Origin of the sequence: Bradyrhizobium sp. AUGA SZCCT0182 (genome assembly GCF_018130185.1) — a bacterium.
Taxonomy (GTDB): domain Bacteria; phylum Pseudomonadota; class Alphaproteobacteria; order Rhizobiales; family Xanthobacteraceae; genus Bradyrhizobium.
In genome coordinates, this window is sequence record NZ_JAFCLY010000006.1 from 177,499 (window position 1) to 203,130 (window position 25,632).

General features: G+C 63.0%; 33 protein-coding genes and 1 tRNA gene. 12 read left to right on the top strand and 22 right to left on the bottom strand.

What is annotated here, in order from left to right; all coding sequences use genetic code 11:
- The first annotated feature begins 90 nt into the window (after positions 1–90).
- The 5 genes from JQ611_RS09545 (at position 91) to JQ611_RS09565 (ending at position 2,040) form a co-directional block, all read left to right on the top strand.
- On the top strand, positions 91–264 hold the full coding sequence (locus JQ611_RS09545; protein WP_212263606.1) for a hypothetical protein: 174 nt from the start codon (positions 91–93) through the stop codon (positions 262–264).
- A 246-nt stretch (positions 265–510) separates the two neighbouring features.
- Positions 511–765, top strand: a complete 255-nt coding sequence (locus JQ611_RS09550; protein WP_192733557.1) for a GlsB/YeaQ/YmgE family stress response membrane protein — start codon at positions 511–513, stop codon at positions 763–765.
- A gap of 326 nt (positions 766–1,091) precedes the next feature.
- Positions 1,092–1,361 carry a hypothetical protein gene (locus JQ611_RS09555; RefSeq protein WP_212263607.1) on the top strand — a complete coding sequence of 90 codons (270 nt, stop codon included), beginning with the start codon at positions 1,092–1,094 and terminating at the stop codon, positions 1,359–1,361.
- A gap of 183 nt (positions 1,362–1,544) precedes the next feature.
- The gene (locus JQ611_RS09560) at positions 1,545–1,700 is read left to right on the top strand and encodes a hypothetical protein (RefSeq protein WP_192733559.1); all 156 of its coding nucleotides are present in this window, start codon (positions 1,545–1,547) and stop codon (positions 1,698–1,700) included.
- Positions 1,701–1,887: 187 nt separating this feature from the next.
- Positions 1,888–2,040: a hypothetical protein gene (locus JQ611_RS09565; RefSeq protein ID WP_212263608.1), complete on the top strand. Its 153-nt coding sequence runs from the start codon at positions 1,888–1,890 to the stop codon at positions 2,038–2,040.
- Between the two features lie 96 nt (positions 2,041–2,136).
- Here the strand turns inward: JQ611_RS09565 and JQ611_RS09570 are convergent, their stop codons facing one another.
- Entirely contained in the window at positions 2,137–2,514 is a 378-nt protein-coding gene (locus JQ611_RS09570; RefSeq protein ID WP_212263609.1) for a hypothetical protein, read from the bottom strand.
- A 193-nt stretch (positions 2,515–2,707) separates the two neighbouring features.
- Here JQ611_RS09570 and JQ611_RS09575 point away from each other — a divergent pair, with 193 nt between their 5' ends.
- Positions 2,708–2,947: a hypothetical protein gene (locus tag JQ611_RS09575; RefSeq protein WP_212465301.1), complete on the top strand. Its 240-nt coding sequence runs from the start codon at positions 2,708–2,710 to the stop codon at positions 2,945–2,947.
- Between the two features lie 63 nt (positions 2,948–3,010).
- Here JQ611_RS09575 and JQ611_RS09580 read toward each other — a convergent pair.
- From JQ611_RS09580 to JQ611_RS09610, 7 genes are all read right to left on the bottom strand, one after another.
- Positions 3,011–3,088: transfer RNA gene (locus JQ611_RS09580), tRNA-Pro, on the bottom strand.
- Positions 3,089–3,287: 199 nt separating this feature from the next.
- Positions 3,288–3,857 (bottom strand): MerR family transcriptional regulator, encoded by a 570-nt coding sequence (locus tag JQ611_RS09585; RefSeq protein ID WP_212465302.1) that lies wholly within the window; start codon positions 3,855–3,857, stop codon positions 3,288–3,290.
- A gap of 112 nt (positions 3,858–3,969) precedes the next feature.
- A complete protein-coding gene (locus tag JQ611_RS09590) occupies positions 3,970–4,299 on the bottom strand; it encodes an integration host factor subunit alpha (protein WP_192734233.1) in 330 nt (109 codons plus the stop codon).
- A gap of 130 nt (positions 4,300–4,429) precedes the next feature.
- Positions 4,430–5,407 (bottom strand): beta-ketoacyl-ACP synthase III, encoded by a 978-nt coding sequence (locus JQ611_RS09595; RefSeq protein ID WP_212263612.1) that lies wholly within the window; start codon positions 5,405–5,407, stop codon positions 4,430–4,432.
- Positions 5,404–6,465, bottom strand: a complete 1,062-nt coding sequence (gene plsX / locus JQ611_RS09600) for a phosphate acyltransferase PlsX (protein WP_212263613.1) — start codon at positions 6,463–6,465, stop codon at positions 5,404–5,406. Before plsX ends, JQ611_RS09595 begins: the two co-directional genes overlap by 4 nt.
- 301 nt (positions 6,466–6,766) lie before the next feature.
- Positions 6,767–7,354 carry a DUF177 domain-containing protein gene (locus tag JQ611_RS09605; RefSeq protein WP_212388362.1) on the bottom strand — a complete coding sequence of 196 codons (588 nt, stop codon included), beginning with the start codon at positions 7,352–7,354 and terminating at the stop codon, positions 6,767–6,769.
- Positions 7,355–7,364: 10 nt separating this feature from the next.
- On the bottom strand, positions 7,365–7,916 hold the full coding sequence (locus JQ611_RS09610) for a ubiquinol-cytochrome C chaperone family protein (RefSeq protein ID WP_212388360.1): 552 nt from the start codon (positions 7,914–7,916) through the stop codon (positions 7,365–7,367).
- Positions 7,917–8,068: 152 nt separating this feature from the next.
- Here JQ611_RS09610 and JQ611_RS09615 point away from each other — a divergent pair, with 152 nt between their 5' ends.
- Both JQ611_RS09615 and JQ611_RS09620 read left to right on the top strand, forming a co-directional pair.
- Positions 8,069–8,554 carry an outer membrane protein assembly factor BamE gene (locus tag JQ611_RS09615; RefSeq protein WP_212388358.1) on the top strand — a complete coding sequence of 162 codons (486 nt, stop codon included), beginning with the start codon at positions 8,069–8,071 and terminating at the stop codon, positions 8,552–8,554.
- Positions 8,555–8,779: 225 nt separating this feature from the next.
- Positions 8,780–9,784 carry a tripartite tricarboxylate transporter substrate binding protein gene (locus tag JQ611_RS09620; RefSeq protein WP_212263617.1) on the top strand — a complete coding sequence of 335 codons (1,005 nt, stop codon included), beginning with the start codon at positions 8,780–8,782 and terminating at the stop codon, positions 9,782–9,784.
- A gap of 197 nt (positions 9,785–9,981) precedes the next feature.
- Here JQ611_RS09620 and JQ611_RS09625 read toward each other — a convergent pair whose 3' ends face one another.
- The 10 genes from JQ611_RS09625 to JQ611_RS09670 form a co-directional block, all read right to left on the bottom strand.
- Positions 9,982–12,102, bottom strand: coding sequence for a sodium-translocating pyrophosphatase (locus tag JQ611_RS09625; protein ID WP_212465304.1), 2,121 nt, complete (start codon positions 12,100–12,102; stop codon positions 9,982–9,984).
- 442 nt (positions 12,103–12,544) lie between these two features.
- Positions 12,545–12,754, bottom strand: coding sequence for a cold-shock protein (locus tag JQ611_RS09630; protein ID WP_192733570.1), 210 nt, complete (start codon positions 12,752–12,754; stop codon positions 12,545–12,547).
- A gap of 203 nt (positions 12,755–12,957) precedes the next feature.
- Entirely contained in the window at positions 12,958–13,950 is a 993-nt protein-coding gene (thiL, locus tag JQ611_RS09635; protein WP_212465305.1) for a thiamine-phosphate kinase, read from the bottom strand.
- Positions 13,943–14,440: a transcription antitermination factor NusB gene (gene nusB / locus JQ611_RS09640; RefSeq protein WP_192733572.1), complete on the bottom strand. Its 498-nt coding sequence runs from the start codon at positions 14,438–14,440 to the stop codon at positions 13,943–13,945. Before nusB ends, thiL begins: the two co-directional genes overlap by 8 nt.
- Before the next feature lie 2 nt (positions 14,441–14,442).
- Complete coding sequence (gene ribH / locus JQ611_RS09645; protein ID WP_212465306.1) at positions 14,443–14,934, bottom strand: 6,7-dimethyl-8-ribityllumazine synthase; 492 nt, start codon at positions 14,932–14,934, stop codon at positions 14,443–14,445.
- Positions 14,935–15,093: 159 nt separating this feature from the next.
- Entirely contained in the window at positions 15,094–15,702 is a 609-nt protein-coding gene (locus tag JQ611_RS09650) for a riboflavin synthase (RefSeq protein ID WP_212465307.1), read from the bottom strand.
- Positions 15,703–16,854, bottom strand: coding sequence for a bifunctional diaminohydroxyphosphoribosylaminopyrimidine deaminase/5-amino-6-(5-phosphoribosylamino)uracil reductase RibD (gene ribD, locus JQ611_RS09655; protein ID WP_212465308.1), 1,152 nt, complete (start codon positions 16,852–16,854; stop codon positions 15,703–15,705).
- On the bottom strand, positions 16,851–17,333 hold the full coding sequence (gene nrdR, locus JQ611_RS09660) for a transcriptional regulator NrdR (protein ID WP_192733576.1): 483 nt from the start codon (positions 17,331–17,333) through the stop codon (positions 16,851–16,853). The genes ribD and nrdR overlap by 4 nt, the downstream gene beginning before the upstream one ends.
- A 25-nt stretch (positions 17,334–17,358) precedes the next feature.
- Positions 17,359–18,660, bottom strand: a complete 1,302-nt coding sequence (gene glyA, locus JQ611_RS09665; RefSeq protein WP_212465309.1) for a serine hydroxymethyltransferase — start codon at positions 18,658–18,660, stop codon at positions 17,359–17,361.
- A gap of 312 nt (positions 18,661–18,972) precedes the next feature.
- Positions 18,973–19,599, bottom strand: a complete 627-nt coding sequence (locus tag JQ611_RS09670) for a glutathione S-transferase family protein (RefSeq protein ID WP_212465310.1) — start codon at positions 19,597–19,599, stop codon at positions 18,973–18,975.
- Between the two features lie 161 nt (positions 19,600–19,760).
- Between JQ611_RS09670 and JQ611_RS09675 the strand changes: the two genes are divergently transcribed.
- The 3 genes from JQ611_RS09675 (at position 19,761) to JQ611_RS09685 (ending at position 21,945) form a co-directional block, all read left to right on the top strand.
- Positions 19,761–19,970, top strand: coding sequence for a hypothetical protein (locus JQ611_RS09675; protein ID WP_212263625.1), 210 nt, complete (start codon positions 19,761–19,763; stop codon positions 19,968–19,970).
- 145 nt (positions 19,971–20,115) lie between these two features.
- A complete protein-coding gene (locus tag JQ611_RS09680) occupies positions 20,116–21,042 on the top strand; it encodes a ketopantoate reductase family protein (protein WP_212465311.1) in 927 nt (308 codons plus the stop codon).
- An 18-nt stretch (positions 21,043–21,060) separates the two neighbouring features.
- Positions 21,061–21,945, top strand: coding sequence for an HpcH/HpaI aldolase/citrate lyase family protein (locus JQ611_RS09685; protein ID WP_212388339.1), 885 nt, complete (start codon positions 21,061–21,063; stop codon positions 21,943–21,945).
- 6 nt (positions 21,946–21,951) lie between these two features.
- Here the strand turns inward: JQ611_RS09685 and JQ611_RS09690 are convergent, their stop codons facing one another.
- The 4 genes from JQ611_RS09690 to JQ611_RS09705 all read right to left on the bottom strand — a co-directional run bounded on the left by JQ611_RS09690 (position 21,952) and on the right by JQ611_RS09705 (position 24,262).
- The gene (locus JQ611_RS09690; RefSeq protein ID WP_212037750.1) at positions 21,952–22,173 is read right to left on the bottom strand and encodes a hypothetical protein; all 222 of its coding nucleotides are present in this window, start codon (positions 22,171–22,173) and stop codon (positions 21,952–21,954) included.
- Between the two features lie 18 nt (positions 22,174–22,191).
- Positions 22,192–22,419 carry a hypothetical protein gene (locus JQ611_RS09695; RefSeq protein ID WP_212465312.1) on the bottom strand — a complete coding sequence of 76 codons (228 nt, stop codon included), beginning with the start codon at positions 22,417–22,419 and terminating at the stop codon, positions 22,192–22,194.
- 440 nt (positions 22,420–22,859) lie between these two features.
- Complete coding sequence (gene ldtR, locus JQ611_RS09700; RefSeq protein ID WP_192733585.1) at positions 22,860–23,375, bottom strand: transcriptional regulator LdtR; 516 nt, start codon at positions 23,373–23,375, stop codon at positions 22,860–22,862.
- A 404-nt stretch (positions 23,376–23,779) separates the two neighbouring features.
- Positions 23,780–24,262 carry a DUF6163 family protein gene (locus tag JQ611_RS09705; RefSeq protein ID WP_192733586.1) on the bottom strand — a complete coding sequence of 161 codons (483 nt, stop codon included), beginning with the start codon at positions 24,260–24,262 and terminating at the stop codon, positions 23,780–23,782.
- A 180-nt stretch (positions 24,263–24,442) separates the two neighbouring features.
- On the opposite strand from JQ611_RS09705, the gene hemB reads away from it, so the two are divergent.
- On the top strand, positions 24,443–25,504 hold the full coding sequence (hemB, locus tag JQ611_RS09710) for a porphobilinogen synthase (RefSeq protein WP_192733587.1): 1,062 nt from the start codon (positions 24,443–24,445) through the stop codon (positions 25,502–25,504).
- The last annotated feature ends 128 nt before the right edge of the window (positions 25,505–25,632 follow it).

Below are 25,632 nucleotides of genomic sequence, written 5' to 3' on the forward strand. Positions count from 1 at the left end.
GCCGTCGCCGTCGCTGTGACATCAATCACAGTCCCTAACCTTTCACCGGGGTCAGGATGGTTTGGCATCATCCAGCCACCGGAGCGCATCATGACCGCATTTCAGACACAGCCGAACGTCGACCAACGGGCCGCCGCGACCACCGAACTTTGCGCGACCGAACTGGATGCGGTGATTGGCGGCACGTCCTGGTTTGAAGTCCTGAGCAATATTTTCAAAGCGCAGAACGAGACGCGCAAATCCATCGCCGAGAACATTCGGTAAGAAGTTGTTGCGGTGCGATTGACCGAACCGGAGCCAGCTACTGGTTGACAAGCCAACGAGAGCGGATCGTAATACTACCTAAGATCGATCAACGGGGCGAACGGCAGCGCTGGCGCAATGCCAAGCGGTCCGGCTCCCAAAGCGTCGCTCCCAAAGCGTCTTGGCTTCCTGAACGTCTTGCTTCCTGAACGTGTTGGCTTCGAGGGCAGCGACCGCGGGATACCGCGGCGCTCAGCAATGGGGAGGATGGTCGTGATTGAATCTCTCATCGTCTGGCTGATCATCGGCGCGATCGCAGGCTGGCTGGCCGGGCAGATCGTCAAGGGCTATGGCCTCGGCCTGGTCGGCAACATCGTGGTTGGCATCGTCGGCGCCGTGATCGCCGGCTGGCTGTTGCCGATGATCGGGTTTGTCCTGGTCGGAGGCTATCTGGCCGCGATCGTCAACGCCGTCATTGGCGCGGTGATCCTCCTGATCATTGTCGGCTTCTTCAAGAAGTAGTCCGTTCAAGAACCAGCTTCGGCCGTTCGCAACGATGCGGAAGATCTTGTGCGCCGCGGCAACGCTGTTGAAAGAGGCGGCCCCAGCACGGGGGGAGAGCTGAGGCCGCCTTTTGCCGAACGCGACGGGGCTGGTTCGCGTCCGGACGTGCCCGACTAAGCTCCCCGGCAATAATTTGTTCCCAACAGACGGCGGCGGCAAAAATTTCGGGGGCATCAGCCGGGAACCAACGGCGACGCCGCGGATTATGAGTTTCGTGGTGGGGTGCCCATCATCATCTTGCGGCTGGGGGGCCGTTTTCCAGTGACCGAGGAGCTCGACGACGAATGGATGGTGCCGAAGTACCAGTGAGTTTTGATGTTCCTGCCATCATCCGCAAATGGCCGTCGCTTCACAACGCCCGCCGCCTCGACAGCTCCGGCCCCTATATGGTGTTCGAGGGCACGCTCGATGAGTGCATGAGGGAATTCATGGCCAAGCCTGAATCGACCCGGCACCTGTACGAGATTCTGACAGCGCCGCAGCCGCCAATGATCCCCGAGGTCCTGTCCGCCGAGCACGTCGCCGAGCTGGTGCGGCTGCGCGAATTTCTTTAGCAGAAGCGGGCTCACCGGCGTTGCCGGCAAGCTGGCGCGCGCCTTAGGCCAGAAAATTCATTAACCAGCTAGCGCTATGGTTCGGGCAATCGCGGACGGCTCCCAAGGCCCCGCGAGACGTAAACGCGTAGGGAAACCCACCGCCTCAACCCGGTGGGTTTTTCCGTGGGAAGGCCGCCGCCAATGTCATTATCATCAGCCAAGAATTATGCGCTGCGCGCCGAACGCTGTCAGGACGCCAAGGAAGCCGCCGACCTTCTGGCAAAGGCGATCCTGGAATTGGCGGCATCGATCGAAGCCACCGACGCAAAAGTGAAGAAGATGAACAAGTCGGGCTGAGATTCCGCCTCCCACCCGGCGGCCCCCTGCTCGCCTTTCAGAACCTCGGCGCAGGATATCCCGCTTTCGTGAATCCGGGCCCGCAATCGGGCACGCCGGTTCCACGCGGGTTCCGCGTTTACGTTAAAATCACATCATCGACCAAGCCGAATAGCCCGGTGCTAAATGATTTCTTAACGAGGGGATCATGATCAACGGACGCAAAAACGCTGTCGTCGGACTGACCACGATTTTCACTTTTGTGATCGTCGAACTGGCCGTGGTCGTTTGCGCGGTCGGATTGGTGCTCGAATTGGTGTTCGACGTGGACGTTCCGCTTCTTGCTTTCAACGACGAGTGAAGGCGGAGGACGGCGCCCTCATCTGTATTTCGACGGTGAGACCCCCTTCCGCGATTGAGATGGTGGTCGTGCTGCCAAAGGTCCTTCAGTAAGCCATCATCGAAACCGGTTGGCGATCTGTAGCGTGCCCCACGATCCAACCACTGTGAGGATCGCCATACCTGCCAACAAGATGTACAGCAGAGGGTGCTGCGAGGACGCGAGCGACCCTTCCACGTGCAGCTGCGGAAGTATCATTTCCATGGCCATGCCAACGAAGATGGCGGCTACGAAGCCGCCAATGACCGAGGCGACGATATTCACGATCCATCCAAGCGCGCCGCGCTTCTTTAACCAGGCCTCGTAAATCCCCACGGCGAGCATGGTGAGAAAAAGGATCAGCATGATGGTCAGCGGACCGCCCACGCTTGACGCAGTGCCGATGAGGCCTTGCAGTATCATAGCCAGTACGGCGAGCAGTGCGATCGTCTTCATCGCGCAAGAGCCTCCCACGGTTCTTCAGTGACCCAGCAAAAAGAGCGTGAAGCCAATCGCGATAAAGCCGAAACCGACAAGGGCTTCCACGAGTTCGGCAGCTCTTCCCACTCGAAGAATTTGGGTATGGCGTGGCCGGTGGCAACGAAGAGGGTTTCCGCAATCACACTGAGCGCGCTTCCAAGCATTCCGATTGGTCGCACCAGACTCGCTGTGGTTCAACTGCCGCCGATTTCATGACGCGCGCGCCGGCGGCGCCACCGAGGCCGAGGAATCCGTCGCGACGGTCAAGATGATCCAGGGCGCGCTGACCCACACCAAGGAGAGCACGACGCTGCGTTATATTCGCCGTCGCTCCGAGAAGATCACCGGCGCCGTTGCGGATCTGCGCAGCACCAAACGTGCCGCCGATAATGAAGGCAGAACAGGGTAAGAACCGCGTGCAAAATCACGTCAGAATCGCTTTGGGGAAAGGTAGGGGAATCAATCAGTTAGATGGTCGGAGCGAGAGGATTTGAACCTCCGACCCCTAGTCTCCCAGACTAGTGCGCTAACCGGGCTGCGCCACGCTCCGATGCCGTTCCATTAGCTGCGATCGGCGCCCTGCGCAAGGCGCGCGATCCGACCCGCAAACGAGCCGGAATCGGCCCCGAACCACCCGCCTGGTCTTTTGTTTTGACGCGTTTTCTTCACGCGAACCGGGGTCCATCCCGCATCAAGTGCGGGACAGGCTTTCACTCGAAAACGCTCTGGCGCCGGTTCCGGCCCTGCCCTCAGCCGTCCTTCAGCGCGTTATCCAGCAATTGCCGGCAGGCCACCAGGTCCTGCAGCACGCGTTCGAGGCGTTCGCGGTCGGGGCCGCCTACCGGGCCCGGCACGGCAGCCGCCTTGCCCTTGCCAAAGGGGGCGAGGATACCGTCCTCATCGGTATCGACGAAGCGGTAGTCGATTTCCGTGGCTTCGCCCTCGTAATCGTCGTCATCGGATCCGGCGAGCGAGCCTGCGCCCTCTTCCGGCTCCTGCAGGCTGAGGCCGATCGCCTCCTCGACCGCGCCGAACGAGACGGCGGAGTTCTGGTCGCTAAGACCCTGCACCGATTTGATGCCGTGTTCTTTCAGGATCCGCTGCACGCCGCGGATGGTGTAGCCCTCGCCGTACAGCAGGCGGCGGATGCCCTTGAGCAGGTCGACGTCGTCGGGGCGGTAATAGCGCCGCCCGCCGCTTCGTTTCATCGGCTTGATCTGCGTGAATCGCGTTTCCCAAAATCGCAGCACGTGCTGGGGAATGTCGAGATCGTCCGCGACCTCGCTGATGGTACGGAACGCATCCGGCGCCTTGTCCAAATGCTTAGCTCCTCTCAGCTCAAGAGAATGAAGAGAAACTCTAAACGCTTAACCTGACTATCTTCACGCGTTTTGTTGACGCGAACCGGTATCGGCTTCACTCACAAAGGCTTCAATCGTCCTTGGCGTCGCCGTTCGTCACCGCGTGACCATTGATGCGCTGCTTCAAAATGGCCGACGGCTTGAACACCATCACGCGTCGCGGAGAGATTGGTACTTCGGTGCCGGTCTTCGGGTTACGTCCGATCCGTTGACCCTTCTTGCGCACCATGAACGAGCCGAACGACGACAGCTTCACCGTCTCGCCCTTCTCAAGACAATCGGTGATCTCTTTCAAAACGAGTTCGACGAACGCAGACGACTCCGTTCGCGACAAGCCCACCTTCTGGTAGACCGCCTCGCACAAATCGACGCGTGTGACTGTTTTTCCTGTCCCGGTCATCGCCTGCCCCGCACTCTCGGCGAACAATTTATTCTCTGAAATTATGAGGTTAGCACGCAATGGTCAACAGCGACCATCATGCACACGCATGAAACAGCGCAACCACTTTGTCGGGTATTTTACTTATACCTCACCAGCGGACGAGCGCGGAACCCCAGGTGAAGCCGCCACCCATCGCTTCCAGCAGCACCAGATCGCCCTTCTTGACGCGTCCGTCCTTGACGGCGACGTTGAGCGCCAGCGGGATCGACGCCGCCGACGTATTGCCGTGCAGGTCGACGGTCAGAACCACCTTCTGCGGCGCAATATGCAGCTTGTGCGCTGAAGCATCGATGATTCGCTTGTTGGCCTGATGCGGAACGAACCAGTCGATCTCCTCGGCGGAAGCCCCGGTGGCGTTGAAGGCATCGACGATCACATCGGTGATCATGCCGACCGCGTGCTTGAAGACTTCGCGGCCCTCCATGCGGAGGTGGCCGACGGTCTGGGTCGAAGACGGCCCGCCATCGACAAATAGCTTTGACTTATGGCGTCCGTCGGAACGCAGATGAGTCGTCAGTATACCACGGTCGGTCGGCTTGCCGGGCTGGTCCTGGGCCTCGAGCACGACGGCGCCGGCGCCGTCGCCGAACAGCACGCAGGTACCGCGATCGCTCCAGTCGAGAATGCGCGAGAACGTCTCCGCACCGATCACCAGCGCCCGCTTGTGCGAGCCGGAGCGCAGGAAATTGTCGGCGGTCGCCAGCGCAAAGACGAAGCCGGAGCAGACCGCCTGCAGGTCGAAGGCGACGCCATGATTGATGCCCAGCGCGTGCTGGACCGCGACCGCGGTCGCCGGAAAGGTGTTGTCCGGCGTCGAGGTCGCCAGCACGATCAGATCGATCTGCTGCGCATCGACGCCGGCATGGTCGAGCGCGGCGCGCGCGGCATTGATCGCCAAATGCGAGGTGAACTCGCCGTCTGCGGCGATGTGGCGCTGCCGGATACCGGTGCGCTGCACGATCCACTCGTCCGAGGTATCGATCCGGGCCGCCAGTTCGGCATTGGTCAGGACCTTCCGCGGCAGATAAGAGCCGCAGCCTAGCACGACCGAACGTTTAGCAGTCACGAGACAGCCTCCTGCGCGGTTTGCGCTTGAGCCAGCGCACTGCCGTCGCGATTAAGCATCTGATTGATCTTGGTGAGGAGATCGCAGCGGACCATCTCATAGCCAACATCGACCGCGTAAGCAAAGCCTTCGGCGTTGGTTCCACCATGGCTTTTGACCACCACGCCCTTGAGGCCGAGCAGCACGCCGCCGTTGGATTTGTTGGGGTCGAGCTTGTGCCGCAGCGCCTTGAAGGCGTTGCGGGCGAACAAATAGCCGATCCGGGAGCGCCAGCTCGACGCCATGGCGCTGCGCAGGAACTCCGACATCTGGCGCGCGGTTCCCTCGGCGGCCTTCAGCGCGATGTTGCCGGAAAAGCCTTCGGTCACGATCACGTCCGCCGCACCGCTGCCGATGCCGTCGCCCTCGACGAAGCCGATATAATCGAGTTCGGGCAGGTTCATCGCGCGCAGCTGCTCGGAGGCGGCGCGAATCTCCTCGCCGCCCTTCACTTCCTCGGTGCCGATATTGAGCAGGCCGACGGTCGGGCGCGGCTTGCCGAACAGCACGCTCGCCATCGCGCCGCCCATCACCGCCAGCGCCACGAGGTGATGATGGTCGCCGCCGATGCTGGCGCCGAGGTCGAGCACGACGGACTCACCGCGGCTGGTCGGCCACACGCCGGCGATGGCCGGGCGGTCGATCCCCGGCATGGTGTGCAAATGAAAACGCGCCATCGCCATCAGCGCGCCGGTATTGCCGGCCGATACGGCGACGTCGGCCTTGCCCTCTTTCACCGCGTCGATCGCAAACCACATCGACGACTTCTTGCGGCCGCGGCGCAGGGCCTGGCTCGGCTTGTCGTGCATGGCGACGGTGACGTCGGTATGGGTCACACGCGAGGCCTTCTTCAAAGCCGGATACTTGGCGAGCTCCGCCTCGATCAGCGCGCTGTCGCCGTACAGCAGAAACTCGATGTCGGGATGCCGGGCCAATGCCCTTGCAGCGCCGGGGATGATGACCGATGCGCCGACATCGCCACCCATGGCGTCAAGCGCGATTCGAACCTTTTGAGGCATGAACGTCCCGGAAACCTGATCTCTTGCAGCCCTGTTAGAGCCCGGCCGCGCGCTGGAAGCATCCGCCGAAGCGGTGCTCGGCGGAGCGCATCGCTATCGCCCCCGCCGGGCCGCGACAATAGCGTGTCCCCGTTCTGACACAACCTCTTGACCACGGTCTTTGGGGAATGGGACCCAGCACCGCCCGCAATCGGGAATACAGCGTAATATTAGCAAACTCAACAGCTTATGCAAGATTCCTGATGAGGCATCATAGCCACATCAAGTGAAATCCTGCTTCACCGGCCACTTTAAGTGTCGGTTACTTGTCTTTGGGCTTCTTTGCGCCCGACTTTTTTGGCGTGACCTTCAGCGCCTTGAGCGCCGCAAATGGGTGATCCTCGGGATCAGGGGCTTCGACCAACGGTTCAAAAACCGCGTCCGGTTTGCGCGGATATGGATCGACCGCGAGATACAGCGCGTCGGTCGCAAGCCGGCCGAGATCGATGATGCCGTTGTCGATCGGCTCCGGCGGATCGGGCGTGTCCTCGTCGCTCTCTTCAGCCTCGTCGACCAGTGCAGCCATCTCCGGAATCTGGTCCGGCGGCGCGAAGATCACATCGATCGGCTCGTCAATATCGCTCTCCATCTCCTCCAGCGTCACCACGCAGGTCTGCCCGATCCGGGCCCGCACGCGCCCCTCGACCTGAAAGCGGCCGCCGCTTTTGGGCGTCACATCGAACGAGGCCTGCAGCATAAGCACCTCGCGCAGGCTTCCCATCTCCGCCACCGCAACACGCGTGGCCTGATCGGCCTCGAGGTCGCGATGCAGACCCGTGTCCGGGACTTTCTCCACCGCGACGGGAACGCGCCACGGGTCCGGCTTCTCGATCATGGCACTCCTGGTCATCGCCGTTTGCTCATGCTTGTGCGCCGGCTTGCTCCGGCGAAGGAAACTTGAAAGTGCCGCCGGCCAGCGCCGCCTCGTCCTGCCGGTCGAGCGCCGCCATGACAGCCTCGGCATAGGCTGCGAGCTGGCGCGCCTTTTCGATGTTCTCACCGTTGAGGACGTTCTTGCACAGCGCCTGCGCCAGGGCCTCGCGGCTCTCGGTCAGCGCCAGATCATAGGCCGCGGTGCGGCCATAGAAGGCCTCGCCGAAGGCCTGCATCTTTTTCGGCACTTTGAGGTCGCTGACGCCCAGTTCGCGCAGATTATCGTCCATATCATTGCAAAAATGGTCGAACAGCGCCTGCGACAGCGCCTTGCCCGCCGGGACCGATTTGAGCCGCCGCAATACCAGCCACAAATGCATCAGAAGCAGGTCAAAACGGCCGTTAACCGTGTCCGGGACCGCCAAGTCCCGATAAAACAACGGTTCTCGCGCCTGCGTCACGATCATGCCATAGATGGCTTCAATGGTGCCGCGCGGGGCGGACCGGGGTTTCCTGAAGTGATTGAACGGCCAAAGCATTGTGGGTTCCGCATGCGAGCCCCAAAGGTTTCCGCCATGAAGGTTTCAGCCTTCAGGGTTTCAGCTTCGGGCGCCCGCGCATGTTGCAATCCTGCGTGCTGCCCGGTACGTCAACGCCTCGCGCGATGCAAGGGGACGGGATCGATTCCGGAATGACCGAGACGGGCCACTCACGCTCATGCGCGCCCTCGCCGCGCCGCCTGACGGCGCGCTGGCGCGGTTTTCGCGGCTTTGCGGCCGTGGCACTGCTCTGCGCCGCACTCGGCGGCTGCACCGGCGAGCAATTCCAGAAGGGCTATATCCTGCCCCCCGGCGCGCTCGAACAAATCCCGATCGGCGCCAGCCAGGACCAGGTGCTGATTGTGATGGGCACGCCCTCCACCGTCGCGACCCTGAACGGCGAGGTGTTCTACTACATTTCGCAGCGCTCCGAGCGGAAGGTCGCCTTCATGAACCAGCAGGTCGTCGACCAGCGGGTGATCGCGATCTATTTCGACAAGAATCGCCAGGTGCAGCGGCTTGCCAATTACGGGCTGCAGGACGGTAAGATCTTCGACTTCATCAGCCGCACCACGCCGACCTCTGGCCAGGAGCTCAGCTACCTGACGCCGCTGTTCAAGCTGCTCAGCTTTAACTGATACCCTCGTGTCCTGGACGCGGTGCAGCACCCTCGTGCTGCTCCGCAGAGCCGGGACCCAATGCGTAGACCCCGGATCAGCAGCGCACCACGCCACAAGGGTGGCGCGCTGTGCAGCATCCGGGGAACGATATCGAACACCCCTGCGCCAAGTCGCCCGCTTGCCCTGCGCGTGCGCGCTGCCTACGGTCGCCTGCAAAACAACAACCCCGCAGGGAGTGACCTAGTGACCAGCCGATTTTTTTCCCGCCGCCATATTCTGACCGGAGCCGCCGCGCTCTCCACCGCGGCCATTCTGCCGCGCAGCAGCCTGGGCGCCGACTGGCGGCCCACCGAAACCGTCCGCCTGATCGTGCCGGCCGCGCCGGGAGGCACCACGGACGTGATGGGACGCTTGCTGGCGGCTCATTTGCAGAAGGCCTGGGGCCAGTCCGCGGTGGTGGAGAACCGCTCCGGCGGCGGCGGCACCATCGGCACCGCTGAAGTCGTCCGCCAGAAGGGCGACGGGCACACCATCCTGGTCGGCAATCCCGGCCCCAACGCCATCGCCTACAGCATCTTCCGGAATATGACCTACAAGGCCGACCAGTTGCAGCCGGTCTCCAACCTGATCCGGATTCCCAACATCATCTCGGCGCACCCCTCGGTGCCGGTCAAGTCGATCGGGGACATGGTGGCCTACATCAAGGCCAATCCGGACAAGCTGACTTATGGTTCCTCAGGTATCGGGCAGAGCCCTCACCTCACCATGGCCTGGCTGCTGCAGCTCACCGGACTGAAGATGGTGCATGTGCCGTTCCGCGGCGCCGGGCCGGCGCTGCAGGCGGCGCTGGCCGGCGACATCCAGATCCTGTCGGACAATCTCTTTCCGACGCTGCCGCAGGTCATGGACGGCAAGCTCAACGCGCTGGCGGTGACGACGCCGGAGCGCAGTCCGTCAGGGCCGAACATTCCTACCGTGCGCGAGACCGGGCCGGAGCTGGCAAAATTCGACGTCTCGTCCTGGTTCGGCATCTTCCTGCCCAAGGCCTGCCCTCCTCCCGTCGTCGATGCCCTCAACAAGGAAATCAAGGTGTTCCTGGAGCGCGACGACATCAAGGAAAGCATGGCCAAGATCGGGGCACGCACCGATTACGGCACGCCGCAGCAATTTTCCGATTTCACCCAGGCGGAAACCGCGAAGTTCGGCGCCATCATCAAGCAGGAAGGCCTGCAGATGGACGCGGGCTGAGGCAACCGTCATTGCCTGCGACAAACGCGAAGCGTTTGCGCAAGGGATCGCAAGCGACGAAGCAATCCACTTCCGCGTTCGCTGCTTATGGATTGCTTCGCTTCGCTCGCAATGACGGATGAAAGACCTCAGGCTTCCAAAGAAAAACCCCGCGGCTCGCACCGCGGGGTTTTTTGTTTGATCGGGCCTCTCGCCGCTCAGTGCGCCAGGATCGCCAGCAGCAACAGCGCCACGATGTTGGTGATCTTGATCATCGGGTTGACGGCGGGGCCGGCCGTATCCTTGTAGGGATCGCCGACGGTGTCGCCGGTTACCGCCGCCTTGTGCGCGTCGGAGCCCTTGCCGCCGTAATGGCCGTCCTCGATGTACTTCTTGGCGTTGTCCCAGGCGCCGCCGCCCGAGGTCATCGAGATCGCGACGAACAGGCCGGTCACGATCACGCCGAGCAGCATGGCGCCGACGGCCGAGAACGCCGCCGACTTGCCGGCCGCGCCGCCGCCCGCGATCGCATAGATCACGAAGTAGACGAAGATCGGCGACAGCACCGGCAGCAGCGACGGGATGATCATTTCCTTGATCGCCGCCTTGGTCAAAAGGTCGACCGCGCGGCCGTAATCCGGCTTGTCGGTGCCCTGCATGATACCCGGCTTTTCGCGGAACTGACGCCGCACTTCCTCGACGATCGCGCTGGCCGCACGGCCAACGGCCGTCATGCCCATCGCGCCGAACAGATACGGCAGCAGGCCGCCGAACAGCAGGCCGACCACGACGTAGGGGTTGTTCAGCGAGAAGTCGGGCAGCACGCCCTGGAAGTACGGATACTTCGCGGCGTTGGCGATGAAGAATTTGAGGTCTTCATTGTAAGCCGCGAACAGCACCAGCGCGCCGAGACCGGCCGAGCCGATCGCGTAACCCTTGGTGACCGCCTTGGTGGTGTTGCCGACCGCGTCGAGCGCGTCGGTCGACTTGCGGACTTCCTTCGGCAGACCGGCCATTTCGGCGATGCCGCCGGCGTTGTCGGTGACGGGACCGAAGGCGTCGAGCGCCACGATCATGCCGGCCAGCGCCAACATGGTGGTGGTCGCGATCGCGATGCCGAACAGGCCGGCAAGGCTGTAGGTCACGAGGATGCCGGCGATGATGACCAGCGCCGGTCCGGCGGTGGATTCCATCGAGATCGCGAGGCCCTGGATCACGTTGGTGCCGTGACCGGTGACCGACGACGCCGCGATCGACTTGACCGGGCGATAATCGGTGCCGGTGTAGTATTCGGTGATCACGATGATCAGCCCGGTAACGACAAGACCGACGACGCCGCATTGGAACAGCGCCATGCCGGTGTATTTCACACCCGCCAGCGGACCGAAGCCGATCAGCCAGTAGATGACGCCGGCAACGCCGACGAGCGACAGGACACCGGTCGCGATCAGGCCCTTGTAGAGCGCCCCCATGATCGACTGGCTGGCGCCGAGCTTGACGAAGAAGGTACCGGCGATCGAGGTGAGGATGCAGATGCCGCCGATCGCGAGCGGCAGCGTCATCATGTTCACCAGCAGCGGCGAGGTCGCGAAGAAGATCGCAGCCAGCACCATGGTGGCGACCGCGGTCACCGCATAGGTCTCGAACAGGTCGGCGGCCATGCCGGCGCAGTCACCGACGTTGTCGCCGACGTTGTCGGCGATGGTGGCGGGATTGCGCGGATCATCCTCGGGAATGCCTGCCTCAACCTTGCCGACGAGATCGCCGCCGACGTCCGCACCCTTGGTGAAGATGCCGCCGCCGAGACGGGCGAAGATCGAGATCAGCGAGGCGCCGAAGCCGAGTGCGACCAGCGCGTCGACCACGACGCGGTCGTTGGCCTTCAGGCCCAGCATCTGGGTCAGATAGGCAAAGTAGATGGTGACGCCGAGCAGTGCGAGACCAGCCACCAGCATGCCGGTGATCGCACCGGCCTTGAAGGCAAGCTCAAGTCCGCCGGCCAGCGAGGTAGTCGCGGCCTGCGCGGTACGCACGTTGGCGCGAACCGACACGTTCATGCCGATGAAGCCGGCGGCGCCCGACAGCACCGCGCCGATCAGGAAGCCGACCGCAACCAGCATGCCGAGGAAATAAGCCAGCAGGGCGAAGATCACGACGCCGACCATGCCGATCGTCATGTACTGGCGCTTCAGATAGGCCTGTGCGCCCTCGGCCACCGCGGCTGCGATCTCCTGCATGCGCGGATTGCCGGCGTCCGCCTTCATCACGGATGCCGTCGCCCAGATCGCGTAAACAATCGAAAGCGCTCCGCAGAGCACAATCATCCATAATGCTGTCATTGAATTTGCCTCAGACCTTGATGTTCCCCCGCCACACCGCGAGCGCGGCAAGCGCATAAAAAGGAGGCCTTCCCCGCCCAGAAGGGTGGCCCCTCAAATCGCCGGGACCTTGCCAAAATCGTTTCCCCGGCGCAACGCCGCGGAGGCCAGAAACCGTCTATTTTTGAAAGGAATCCCCGGGAACGACGGCCGGTGCCGAGGCCTGGCTGGCGGCTGGACCGTCCGGCGGAAAATCCGAGGCCTGTCAGGCGCCCGCGGGGCGGACTTTCGAATCGTCTGCCGACAGCGATCCTGCGGGTGCAGCAAGCCCAAATAGCGACCAAGAAATATATGGGCCTGAAACTACTCGGCTTGAAAATACATGGGCCCGCCCAATCCTCGAAGGGATTGAGCGGGCCCGCGATCCATTTCAGTACATCCGTGAAACGACCGTTTCGAGGCCTTAGGCCAGCGACAGGTTCTCTGCGCTTACCTTGCCCCGCATCTTGTCGGTCTTGAGTTCGAACTCGACCTTCTGACCTTCGGCCAGACCGGTCAGGCCGGCGCGCTCAACGGCGCTGATGTGAACAAACACATCCTTGCTGCCGTCGGTCGGCTGAATGAATCCAAAACCCTTTTGACCGTTGAACCACTTCACAGTTCCCGTAGCCATTTTCTATTCTCCAAAGCACGTAGGCTTTCATTCCGCACGGCGATCGCGCGGATTCAAATCCAATCGACGATGTCTCTGGAAGATGCCCTAACAGGCGCGTTCAAAAAGGCACGGCGGCAATCGAATGCGCGAACAACTATAGATTTTCCGGGAAATTGCAATGGCCGGCTGCAAATAAAGGCCCGCAGGCGGCGCTGCGACGCTCAAAAATGGCTGTAAGAGCGCCGTTTCAGCACGATTTCACCGCCCTGCCCGTCGAGGAATATTGGCGCACCAGTTCCAGCGACCACGGTTCCGATGGAACTCACCGCCACGCCGGCGCCCTGCGCGGCTTGCAGGAACGCATCGACGCGGTCTTCCGCCACCGTGCACAGGATTTCGTAATCGTCGCCTCCGGCGATCAATGTTTCGATTCCGACGATGCCACGCGACACCAGATCGCGCGCGGTATCCGACAGTGGAATCGATTCCAGATCGATCGCAGCAGAAACGCCGGACACGCCGCAGAGCTTGGTGAGATCGCCGGCGAGCCCATCGGACACGTCCATCGCCGCTTTGGCATGGTCGCGAACGATTTCCGCGAGCACTACGCGCGGCTGCGGTACCCGATAACGCCCGATCAGCAGATCGCGCGCGGCGATATCGCTGACCGCGGCATGGACCTTTCCGCCGCCGAGCACGGCAAGCCCGAGCGCGGCGTCGCCGATCGTGCCGGTCACCAGCACCCGGTCGCCAGGCTTGGCGCCGCTGCGATGGACCATTTTGCCTGACGGCACGCGCCCGAACGCGGTGATTGAGACCATCAGCGGCCCTGATGTCGACACCGTATCGCCGCCCAGCAGCGGACAGCCGAATTGCGCCGCGTCCTCGCCGAGCGCGGCCGCGAACGGTTTGAGCCAGGCTTCGTCGGTATCGCGGAGCGCCAGCGTCAGCACAAAACCGGCCGGCACCGCGCCCTTGGCCGCGAGATCACTGAGGTTCACCCGCAACGCCTTGCGCGCAACCGTGTCGGGCGGATCGTCGGGGAGGAAATGCACGCCTTCGACGATGGCGTCCGTCGTCACCACGATGTCGTCGCCATCAGGCTTCAGGGCCGCCGCGTCGTCGTCCAGATTGAAGGCGCCCGGGTCGGTCGCGATCGGCCTGAAATAGCGCGCGATCAGCGAGTCCTCGCCGGACGCGGGCGCGCTAGCCACGCGCGAACTCGTCGGCGCGGAATTGGCGCGCGATCTGATCCAGCACCGCGTTCACCATGCCGGTCTCGTCCTTTTCGACAAAGGCGTGCGCGACATCGACATATTCGGACACGACCACGCGGCCGGGCACGTCCTTGCGATGCTCCAGTTCATAGGATCCAGCCCGCAGCACCGCACGCAAAATCGCGTCGATCCGCTTCAAGGGCCAGCCCTTCGACAGCGCGTCGTCGATCAGGGGATCGAGTTTTGCCTGATCCCGCACCACGCCCGAGACGACGTCGCGGAAAAACGCGGCTTCGGCCGGCAGATATTTGTCGCCCTCGACCTCGTTGCCGAGCCAGTGGCTTTCGAACTCGGCGAAGATGTCGTTGATCCCGGCGCCGCCAATGTCCATCTGGTACAGCGCCTGCACGGCGGCGAGCCGCGCCGCACCGCGCCGGTTGGCTTTCTTGTCCGGACTTTTCGGAGCGGGCTTCTTGCTGTCTGCCATCGTCAGGCCTTTGCCAGCCGGCGTTTGATCCGCAGCATCGCGAGCGCCGCGCGGGCGGCGTCGCCGCCCTTGTTGAGTTCACTGGCGCGCGCCCTCGCCCAAGCCTGCGCCTCGGTGTTGACCGTAATGATGCCGTTGCCAAGCGGGAACTTTCTGGCGACGGCAAGGTCCATCAGCGCGCGCGAGGATTCTATCGAGACGATCTCGAAATGAATGGTGTCGCCCCGCACCACGCAGCCGAGCGCGATCGCGGCGTCATAGGGCTTTCCGTTGCGCTCGGCGGCGTCGATCGCGATCGCGATCGCGGCGGGGATTTCCAGCGCGCCGGGCACGGTGATGACGTCATGCGTGACACCGGCTGCCTTCAATTCGGCGACGGCGCCTTCCAGCAGCGCATCCTGGATATCGTCGTAGAAGCGTGCCTCGACGATCAGCGCGCGCGCGCCTGTGATGTCGGTCTGGTCTTTGAGGGGTGCGCGCCGTGCGTCTGCCATAGAATCTTTCCGTGTCGTTTATCCCTCATCCTGAGGAGCGGCCGCTTGGCCGCGTCTCGAAGGATGTGGGCCCGTCTGTGGCCTCATGGTTCGAGACGGCAAGGGCGCCTCCTCACCATGAGGGGGTGGCCGGCGTTTTAAGCGCCGTGCGTTACACTGTCACTTCATTTCCGAAAGCCGCGCCGCGTAGCGGGCCATCAGATCGACCTCGATATTGACCTCGCTGCCAGCGTTCCAGCCCCCCAATGTCGTGACACTGAGCGTATGGGGAATGATCAGCACCGAAAACACCACGTCTTCGACCGTATTCACGGTCAATGACACGCCATCCAGCGTGATCGAGCCCTTGACGGCGATGAAGCGCGCCAGTTCCCGCGTGGTGCGCAGTTCGAACCTGGCCATATCGGGCAGATCGTCGCGCTTGACGATGCTGGCGATGCCGTCGGCATGGCCGGCCACGATGTGACCGCCGAGTTCGTCACCGATCTTCAGCGCGCGCTCGAGATTGAGTTTTGTCCCCTTGGCCCAATGCTTCGCCGTGGTCATGCCGAGCGTTTCGGCCGCGGCATCGACATCGAACCAGGCCTTTCCGTCCTCGACGCCGGAGCCGACGACGGTAAGGCAGACGCCGTTGCAGGCGATCGAGGCGCCATCGGCGATGGTCTTCTGGTCATAGCGGCATGCGATCCGCAAGCGGTGCAACTGCCCCTGCGCCGTTGGCGTCAGGCTGGCGATCTCGCCGATATCGGTGACTATTCCGGTAAACATTTAAGCGCGCTCGTAGATCGTGAGAGTATCTTGGCCCACGCTTTCGCTAGCACGGACTCTTAGCGCGGGCGACCCGGTGAGAGCCGACAGCGGCAATGCGTCCAGCGCGGGAATGCCGCCCGCGCCGACCGCCTCGGGTCCGCGCAGCAGCCAGACCTCGTCGACCAGCCCCGCCGTTACAAAGGACGACGCGACGCGCGCCCCGCCCTCGACCATCAGCCGCGAAATGCCCTTGTCGGACAGCGCGCCTAGCACCGCCGGCAGATCCAGCCCCGGCGGCGCGCTTGACGCGGCGACGCGGATCACCTGCGCACCCGCCGCGCCGAGCTTCATGGCCGCCGGCGCTTCGGCGAGATCCGACGTCATGACCCAGAGCGGCGTCTCGCGCGCGGTCTGCACCAGACGGCTGGTACCGGGAATCCGCAAGCTCCGATCCAGCACCACCCGTACCGGCGACAAATGCTCCATCCCCGGCAGCCGGCAGGTCAGCACCGGATCATCGGCCAGCACGGTGCCGATCCCGACCAGGATCGCATCGCATTGCGCGCGCAGCAGATGCACGCACATCCTTGCGGCCTCGCCCGTGATGGCGACCGGCTTGCGGCCGGCGGCGCCGATCTTGTCGTCGGCGGAGACCGCCAGCTTGAGGATCACATGCGGGCGCTTGTCGCGGATGCGGCGGAAATGCCCGGCATGGTCGTATGCTGCTTCCGCGGAATTCAGGCCGACATCGACGATAATCCCGGCGGCGCGCAATTTGGCGTGGCCCTGCCCCGCCACTTCCGGATTGGGATCCTCGATCGCCGACACCACGCGGGCAATGCCCGACGCGATCACGGCATCGACGCAAGGCGGCGATTTGCCGAAATGCGAGCACGGCTCCAGCGTCACATAGAGCGTGGCGCCGCGCGCGGCTTCACCGGCGCGCTTGAGCGCGTCCGGCTCGGCATGCGGCCGGCCGCCGGGCTGGGTCCAGCCGCGCCCGACAATGACACCGTCCTTGACGATGACCGCACCGACGGCGGGGTTCGGCCAGGTGCGCCCCTGCCCGCGCCGGCCGAGCGCAAGCGCGAGCTGCATGAAGCGCGCGTCCGCGGCTTTGGACTCTCTGGATTTCTGCGCGTACTGGTCTTCCAGAATGCGGAAGATCATTTGCGCAACGCGGTGACCCGTGCGTCTTCCTCGCCGGACAGCTCACCGAGCACGGCTTCAAAGTCCTTGGCCTCGCGAAAGTTGCGATAGACCGAGGCAAAACGCACATAGGCGACGTCATCGAGCTGGCGCAGATGCTCCATCACGATCTCCCCGATCGCTTCCGAGGAAACCTCCGCTTCGCCGCCGCTTTCGAGCTCGCGCACGATGGCGGAGACCATCTTCTCGACGCGCTCCGGATCGACCGGGCGCTTGCGCAAGGAGATCTGCAGCGAGCGCACCAGCTTGTCGCGGTCGAACGGCACGCGGCGGCCGTTGCGCTTGATCACGGTCAGTTCGCGCAGCTGCACCCGCTCGAAGGTGGTGAAGCGGAAATTGCAGGCGATACAGACCCGCCGCCGCCGGATCACGGCGGAATCCTCGGTGGGGCGCGAATCCTTCACCTGCGTATCGAGACTGTTGCAGCTGGGGCAGCGCATCCCACGAATCCCTTACTGGTGGCCTTTACTGATAAATCGGGAAGCGGTCGGTGAGTGCCTTGACGCGTTCCTTGATAGCGGCTTCCACCAGCGGCGCCTTGCCGTCCGGCGATTGCGCCAGCGCGTTGAGCACTTCGGCGATCATGGAGGCGACCTGCTGGAATTCGGCAACGCCAAAACCGCGCGTGGTCGCCGCCGGCGTGCCCAGACGCAGGCCCGACGTGACGAACGGCGTTTCGGGATCGAACGGAATGCCGTTCTTGTTGCAGGTGATCGCGGCGCGAACCAGTGCCTTCTCCGAGGCGTTGCCCTTCAGCCCCTTGGGCCGCAGATCGACCAGCATCAGATGGTTGTCGGTACCCCCCGAGACGATGTCGAGGCCCTGCGCGCGCAGCGCCTCCGCCAGCGCCTTGGCGTTCTCGACGACGTTCTTGGCGTAGACCTTGAAGTCCGGACGCAGTGCCTCGGAAAATGCCACCGCCTTCGCGGCGATGATGTGCATCAAGGGACCGCCCTGCAGACCCGGGAAGATCGCCGAGTTCAACTTTTTCGTCAGCGTCTCGTCGTTCCACAGCATCAACCCGCCGCGCGGGCCGCGCAGCGATTTGTGCGTGGTGGTGGTCGTGACATGGGCATGCGGTACCGGCGAGGCATGCACGCCACCGGCGACGAGGCCGGCGAAATGCGCCATGTCCACCATCAGATAGGCGCCAACGCTGTCGGCGATCTCGCGGAAGCGCTTGAAATCCCAGGCGCGCGAATAGGCCGAGCCGCCGGCGATGATCAGCTTCGGCTTCACTTCCTCGGCGCGGCGCTGAACGTCGTCCATATCGATGATCTGGTCGTCGCGGCGCACGGTGTAGTGCTGCGCCTTGAACCATTTGCCGGACATGTTGACGGGCGCGCCGTGGGTGAGATGGCCGCCGGCGGCAAGGTCGAGACCCATGAAGGTGTCCCCGGGCTGCAGCAGCGCCAGGAACACCGCCTGGTTCATCTGGCTGCCCGAATTCGGCTGCACGTTGGCAAACTGGGCGCCGAAGAGTTTCTTGGCGCGATCGATCGCCAGCGTCTCGGCGACGTCGACCCATTCGCAACCGCCATAATAGCGCGCGCCCGGATAGCCCTCGGCGTATTTGTTGGTCATCACCGAGCCCTGCGCTTCCAGCACCGCGCGGCTGACGATGTTTTCCGAGGCGATCAGCTCGATCTCGTGGCGCTGCCGGCCAAGCTCGCCCTTGATGGCGGCGGCGATTTCCGGATCGGCCTCGGCGAGGGTCGCCGTGAAGAACGAGTCGGGCGCGGAGGCGGTCTTGCTGCTGGAGGTCATGGGCCGAATATCTCCACCGCCGCAAGCCCTTAGGGGCAAAACGGTCGGTTACGTGTGGCGGTCGAAAGAAGCGCTTGCGAGATACCACATCGGCCCGGGCCGGCCAAGCACTTGCGGTATCCGTCTGATATTTATGCAAGATATGGTGGGGATGGCGGGGGTGCCAGTCCCGGGCAAATAACCCGCCGCCGCCCCGGCCTTGAGCCGGGGCCCATAGCCACCGAAGCCAATTGAGGAATGAAGGCGTCTGCCAGAGTGCCTCTTACGACGGCCGCGGGTATGGGCCCCGGCCCAAGGCCGGGGCGACGAAAGCTATTTCGCGAACCGGTACGCCCCGCCCTTCTCGATCGAGCGCTGGAACGCCGGGCGCGCGTGCATGCGCGTCAGCCAGGCCGCCAGGTTCGGATAGGGCCCAAGCTTTTCGAAAACCTTTGCCATCTCGCCGACAAAGCTCATCTGGATGTCGGCACCCGACAGCGACGGGCCGATGAAGAATTCGCGATCCTTCAGCGCGCGGTCGACATAGCCGAGATGGTTGGCCAACTCGCTGTCGATGCGCGGATGCAGCGGCGCGCCCGCCTCCTTCAGCCTGCTGACATAGAGGTTCAGCATCAGCGGCAGCATCGCGGACCCTTCCGAATAATGCAGCCACTCATTGTACGCCTCATAGTCGGCGCTGTCGGGCGCCGGCATCATCGCGCCTTTTCCGTATTTGCGGATGATGTAGTCGACGATCGCACCGGACTCCGCGATCGTGGTGCCGCCATCGGTGATGACGGGCGACTTGCCGAGCGGATGGATCGCCGTCAGTTCCGGCGGCGCCAGCCGCGTCGTGGCATCGCGCTGATAGCGCTTCATCTCATAGGCCGTGCCGAGCTCCTCGAGCAGCCACAGGATCCGCTGCGAGCGGGAGTCGTTGAGATGATGAACCGTGAGCATGGCAGTTTCCTCAAGGGGTTTCTTGTTTGGAGGCGCACGTTAGCAGAGGTTTCGAGCATCGTCATGATGCGTGACCGCAATCACTGAACTCCCGCCTCACCGCAACTACGCTCCATCTGGGTTGGCATGTTCGAGCCAATCGCAAACAGTGGAGAACGGCTATGACCGAAGGCAATACTGCGCACGAAATCAATGGCGAGTTGTCGCTCGATCAACTCGATGCCGCCGCAGGCGGCCTCACGATCGGCCCGATCACCTATGAAGACGGCATTCTCGCGATCGGAATCAAAGGTGTCGGCGGCATCTTCGTCGGCGCGGGCTGCATCGGAGGCTGGCTTGGCGGCACAGCCATCGCTTACTGCCCCAAATAAGCATTCGCCGTCACTAAAAGGTTTGAGGAATAACCGGATTTCGTGAGTCCGGTTCTTCCTGCTGTTTGTTGATGCATGCCCGAAGTTTTACCCTCGCCCACCGTCCGCCTGCGATGCTAGGCTTTCGGCGAGCGAGGAGAGAACGATGCGAATTGCGATTGTCGGCACCGGCGGCGTAGGCGCCGGTTATGGGGCGGCGCTGGCGAAAGCCGGCGCGGATGTCACCTTCATCGCGCGCGGAGCCCATCTGGCGGCCATGAAGCGCGACGGATTGAAGGTTCAAAGCCCCCGCGGCGACATCCATCTGGTGCCGACACAAGCGACCGATAACCCCGCCGAGATCGGCAAGGTCGATTTCGTGTTGTTCTGCGTCAAGCTGTGGGACGTCGAAAGCGCGGGGATCAGCATCAAGCCGCTGATCGGCCCTGATACGGCTGTCATCCCGCTGCAGAACGGCGTCGATGCCGCAGAAAGGCTGATCCCGATCCTGGGCGAAAACGCCGTGATGGGCGGCGTGGCGCAAATCAGCGCCAACATCATAGCCCCCGGCGTGATCCAGCAGGTCGGCACCTTCATGCGCATCGTGCTCGGCGAACTCGACGGCAGGAGCAGCCCGCGCGGCGAGGCATTTCTCGCGCTGTGCCTGAGGGCCGGCTTCGATGCCAAGCTGAGCGACGCGATCCTCACCGAACTATGGATGAAGTTCATCCTGCTCGCCGCCAACGCCAGCGCGGTGGCCTTGGCGCGCCAGCCAATCGGCGCGTTGCGCGACGATCCTGATATTCGCCCCGTGCTGATGTCGGCCTACCGGGAAGTGATGGATGTCGGCCGCGCCTACGGCGTGGCGATGCCGGACAACGCGGTGGAGACGATATCAGCATATTCCGACAGCCTGCCCGCGCATCAAAAGCCATCGATGGCGCTCGACCTCGAGCGCGGCAACCGGCTGGAGCTGCCCTGGCTCGGCGGCAAGGTGGTCGAGCTCGGCAAAAAGCTCGGCGTCCCGACGCCGACCCACAGCCTGATGTATGCGATGCTGAAGCCTTACATCATGGGGAAGCCGGTGGGTTGACGGAACGCTCGAGGCGCCATGTCCTTACATCGCGCCGGACAGGTCGGCAGTGTAGCCACCACTTTGCGACGCGCCTCGATGCGCGACATCACGGAGAAGCATATGCCGCTTGTCGAGAACGCCACGATCAGGAAATTGCGAGCGGGCGGGCTCGCCCTCGGATTCGGCGTGCACCATTTACGCACCGCGGCAGCGGGCATGATCGCTGCGGCGACAGGGCACGACTGGCTGTTCATCGACCTCGAGCACGGTGCATTTTCGCAGGATGATGTCGCGCAGATCTGCATCGCCGCGTTGCCGACCGGCATCACCCCGATCGTCCGAATTTGCGCAGGCGCGATTGATGAAGGCACGCGGGCGCTCGACAACGGCGCCGCAGGCGTCATCGTACCGCATGTCGATACGGTCGATCAGGCCCGGCGCATCGCCTCGGCCTTTCGCTATCCGCCTTTGGGGTCGCGGAGCTGGGGCGGACCATCCGCTCTGTTCGGTTACAAAACGCCGGGCGCCGCCGAGGCCCAGGCGGCCATCAATCCGGAAATCCTGGTCGTTACCATGATAGAGAGCCCCGAAGGCGTGGCCAATGCCGCCGGGATCGCCGGGGTCGATGGGATCGACGGATTGCTGATCGGAACCTCCGACCTGACCGCGGAGATGGGCATTTCCGGTCAGATCCTGGATCCGCGCGTCGAAGAAGCCTACCGAAGCGTCGGCGCGGCGTGCCGCAAGGCAGGCAAATTCCTCGGCATGGGCGGCGTCTACGAACCGGACGCCATGACGCATTACGCCGATCTCGGCGCGCAGTTCATCCTGACGGGATCGGATCACGCTTACATGCTGGCCGGCGCCAGTCTCAAGTCGGCCTCGTTGCGGAAGCTCGAAGCGGATCGCAAGGCGGGCTGAGCCAACTCACATCCCCGTATAGCCTGCCTTCACCGGGTCGGTGGAGCCGTCGAGCTGGCGCAGATAGGTCAGGCCGCACACGGTCAGGCGGTGGGTGTCCTTTTCGCCGGCCTCGAACAGCGTCTTCACATAGTCCGTCACCTTCTCGCGCGCTTCATCGTTCGCGGCAGAGCTGCGGTTCACCAGCAGATCGTAGGTGTGCATGATGCGGTCGATGGCGGCTTCCATGAAGTTCTCCGGTAGGGGTCAGGCGATGTAGGTTTCGACTTCGAATTTGGCGATCGCCTGGTTGGCGAGGCGGATCTTGTTCAATTCGCCGCGCTGAAACATCTGCACGATGATTTCGAGCAGCCGCTCGTCGGTGGCGAAAGTATCCGGGATGGCGCCGGTCCTGCGGAGATAGTTCGAAGCAATGGCATAAGCGTCGCCCACCACCTCGACATTCATCACCCGCAATCCGCGCTCGACGAGCATGTTCTTCGGTCCCCGTGTCAGGAGCGATAATGCGCGAGCCCGGCAGAAGTTCCATTCCGGGAAACCAGCTATTGCCCGGCCCGCCGCCAATGCTTGCGTCACCTTAGAATTGCGATGCAGCTTGTTGTTTTGATGCGCTTTATCAGGTGAAACTGTGACCGCTATCACTCGAAGCGGCTGTGCCCGAGGCGGCTCTTGCGCGCGTCGCGAAGGACGAAGCCGCTGCACTCAATACTCAGGCCCAAAAAGCAAAACGCACCGGACCCGGTAAACCGGAGCCGATGCGCCTTGGGCAGGGCTTACTGCCTTGCCAGTTCATGATCCGCTGTTGGCTGCCGGTCTTTTGAGTGGCCGGCTTGGCCGCGGATTCGAGTTCTTATTTGACGCGTTTTCTTCACGCGAAACGGAAGTCCACTTCGCTCGAAAACGCTATGTAAATCTCAGAGCCGATACAGGATCTGGTCGGTCCAGAACCGCTCGAGCCGATGCAGCGACTTGTTCAGCGTCGCGAACTCCTCGTTCGAGATGCCGCCGACCTGCTCCACGGTCTTGACGTGCTTCTGATACAGCGCGTCGACGATCTTGCGGATTTCCTGGCCCTGCGAGGTCAGGCGGATGCGCACCGAGCGGCGATCAACGCGCGAACGCTGATGATCGAGAAAGCCGAGCTCGACGAGCTTCTTCAGATTGTAGGAGACGTTGGAGCCGAGGTAATAGCCGCGCGTGCGCAGCTCGCCTGCGGTCAATTCCTTGTCGCCGATGTTATAGAGCAGCAACGCCTGCACCGAGTTGATATCGGCGCGGCCGCGGCGATCGAATTCATCCTTGATCACATCCAGCAGCCTGCGATGCAGCCGCTCCACCAAAGTCAATGCTTCAAGATAGAGCGGCTGCACCGGAGCTTGACCGGCAGAGCGTTCAGCGGTTTCCACCGCCGTTGCAACGGCTTTCATCATGACATTCCCCTGTTGTCGTTTTTATCGACTTATTCGACGAAACTTTTGTCCCGCCTGATAGCTTCAACTTAAGGGGGCCGTTTGAAGATCCGCTTAAATAAGACAATAAAGAGATCATGAATTTAAGACAGTGAATCGCGGATTAAGCCCATGGATAAAGGGCTTTTCGCAAGATTTCATTGACGGTGGCAGGCCTCTGTTCACGCTTCGTCTGGCAGGGTTGTCGCATTCCAAAACAGGTTCGTTTGAATTCGAAACGCCTGGGTAACCGACGTGAGGGAACCCTTTACGGTGACTGAAAAGTTACCGCGAAAATCGTCGAAAATCTTATGGGAATCCGTGGCGCGTTTTGGCACGCGCGCCATCAAATCAGGATGCGGTCGTTAAGATCAGCGCGCGGCCTACTATGGCGGCCGTTCGCGCGCGGCCATCCAGGCGAGTGCGAGGTAGGCTGCCAGCATCACGGCTTCGACGCCGACCACCGTCAGGCTGCCGCCGTAGATGCCAGGAAACATCAATTCGATGACGGCCATCGACACCACTGTCGTGAGCCACACCACCGCGCCCCAGGGCGTCGCAAGCCACAGACCCACGGCGGCGACGAGTTCAATCACGGCGAAATAGATCGTCGCGGTCTGCCAGGCCATCGACTGGTTTTCGAACGCCTCTTCCTCGCCGCCGATGAAACCGGTCACCTGCGCCCAATGGTAAAGGCCCTTGGCGATCGAGATGACCGCCATGATGCGCAGGAACAGCACCAGCCGCCGGGTCCACGCGTTGTCATCAGGCTCGATCCGCTCGGACGAGATCGCCGCCACCGACATCGCATTGTCCCGGGCGTTGTCCCTGTTATCCCGCGACGGGTCGCGCGCGGAGGTGTCAGACATGAGAATCGGTGCTCACAGGCGAAAACGGGTCCTTATAGGCGGAGTCTTGGCCCGCCGGGTCGGCAAAATCAATTGCCGCTGGCGCAAATCAAGCTGCGGTGACGCGGCCGTTCCGGAATGCTAGAATTAGACCAGGTCCAAATCAGGCCAAATCAGCCTTCCGCCGGGGAGTACCATCATATGGCGATCAAATTCGGGCGCCCGATCGAAATGCGCGACGCACCGCGGCACCAGACCGCCCTCACCTCGGCCCCGCTCGACCTCGCGATCCGCCCCCGCCGCAACCGCAAGGCCGAATGGGCGCGACGGATGGTGCGGGAAAACGTGCTGACGACCGACGATCTGATCTGGCCGTTGTTCATCGTCGGCGGCCACAATACGCGCACCGCGGTCGCCTCGATGCCCGGCATCGACCGCATCACCGTCGACCAGGCGGTCCGTGATGCCGAGCGCGCGGCGAAGCTGAACATCCCCTGCATCGCGCTGTTCCCCTATACCGACCCTTCGCTGCGCGACGAACAGGGGTCCGAGGCGCTGAACCCGGACAACCTCGTCTGCCAGTCGGTGCGCGCGATCAAGAAGGAATTCCCGGGCCTCGGCGTGCTCTGCGACGTGGCGCTGGATCCCTTCACGAGTCACGGCCATGACGGCTTGATCGAGGACGGCAAAATCCTGAACGACGAAACCGTCGCCGTGCTGGTCCGGCAGGCGCTGGTGCAGGCCGAAGCCGGCTGCGACGTGATCGCGCCTTCCGACATGATGGACGGCCGCGTCGGCGCGATCCGCGAGGCGCTGGACGATGAAGGCTTTACCGACGTGCAGATCATGTCGTACGCGGCGAAGTATGCCTCCGCCTTCTACGGCCCGTTCCGCGACGCCATCGGTTCGGCCAAAACGCTGACCGGCGACAAGCGCACCTATCAGATGGACAGTGCCAATTCCAATGAGGCGCTGCGCGAGGTCGAACTCGACATCGCCGAAGGCGCCGACATGGTGATGGTGAAGCCCGGCATGCCCTATCTCGACATCGTGCGGCGGGTAAAGGACACCTTTGCGATGCCGACCTTTGTCTACCAGGTGTCGGGCGAGTACGCGATGATCGCGGCAGCCGCCGGCAACGGCTGGATCGACGGCGAACGCGCGATGATGGAAAGCCTGCTCGCCTTCAAGCGCGCCGGCGCCGACGGTATTTTGACCTACTTTGCGCCGAAGGCGGCGGAGAAGATCAAGGCGGAGAGCTGAGCCGCCGGTCTCTCTCCATCCGTCGTCCCGGCGAAGGCCGGGACGACAAATAACCCAGCCCCCGAATCGCCTGAATATTGCCGTTTCGTAACCGTCGCAGGGCTTGCGCGCGCGGGGGCGGTTCCCAT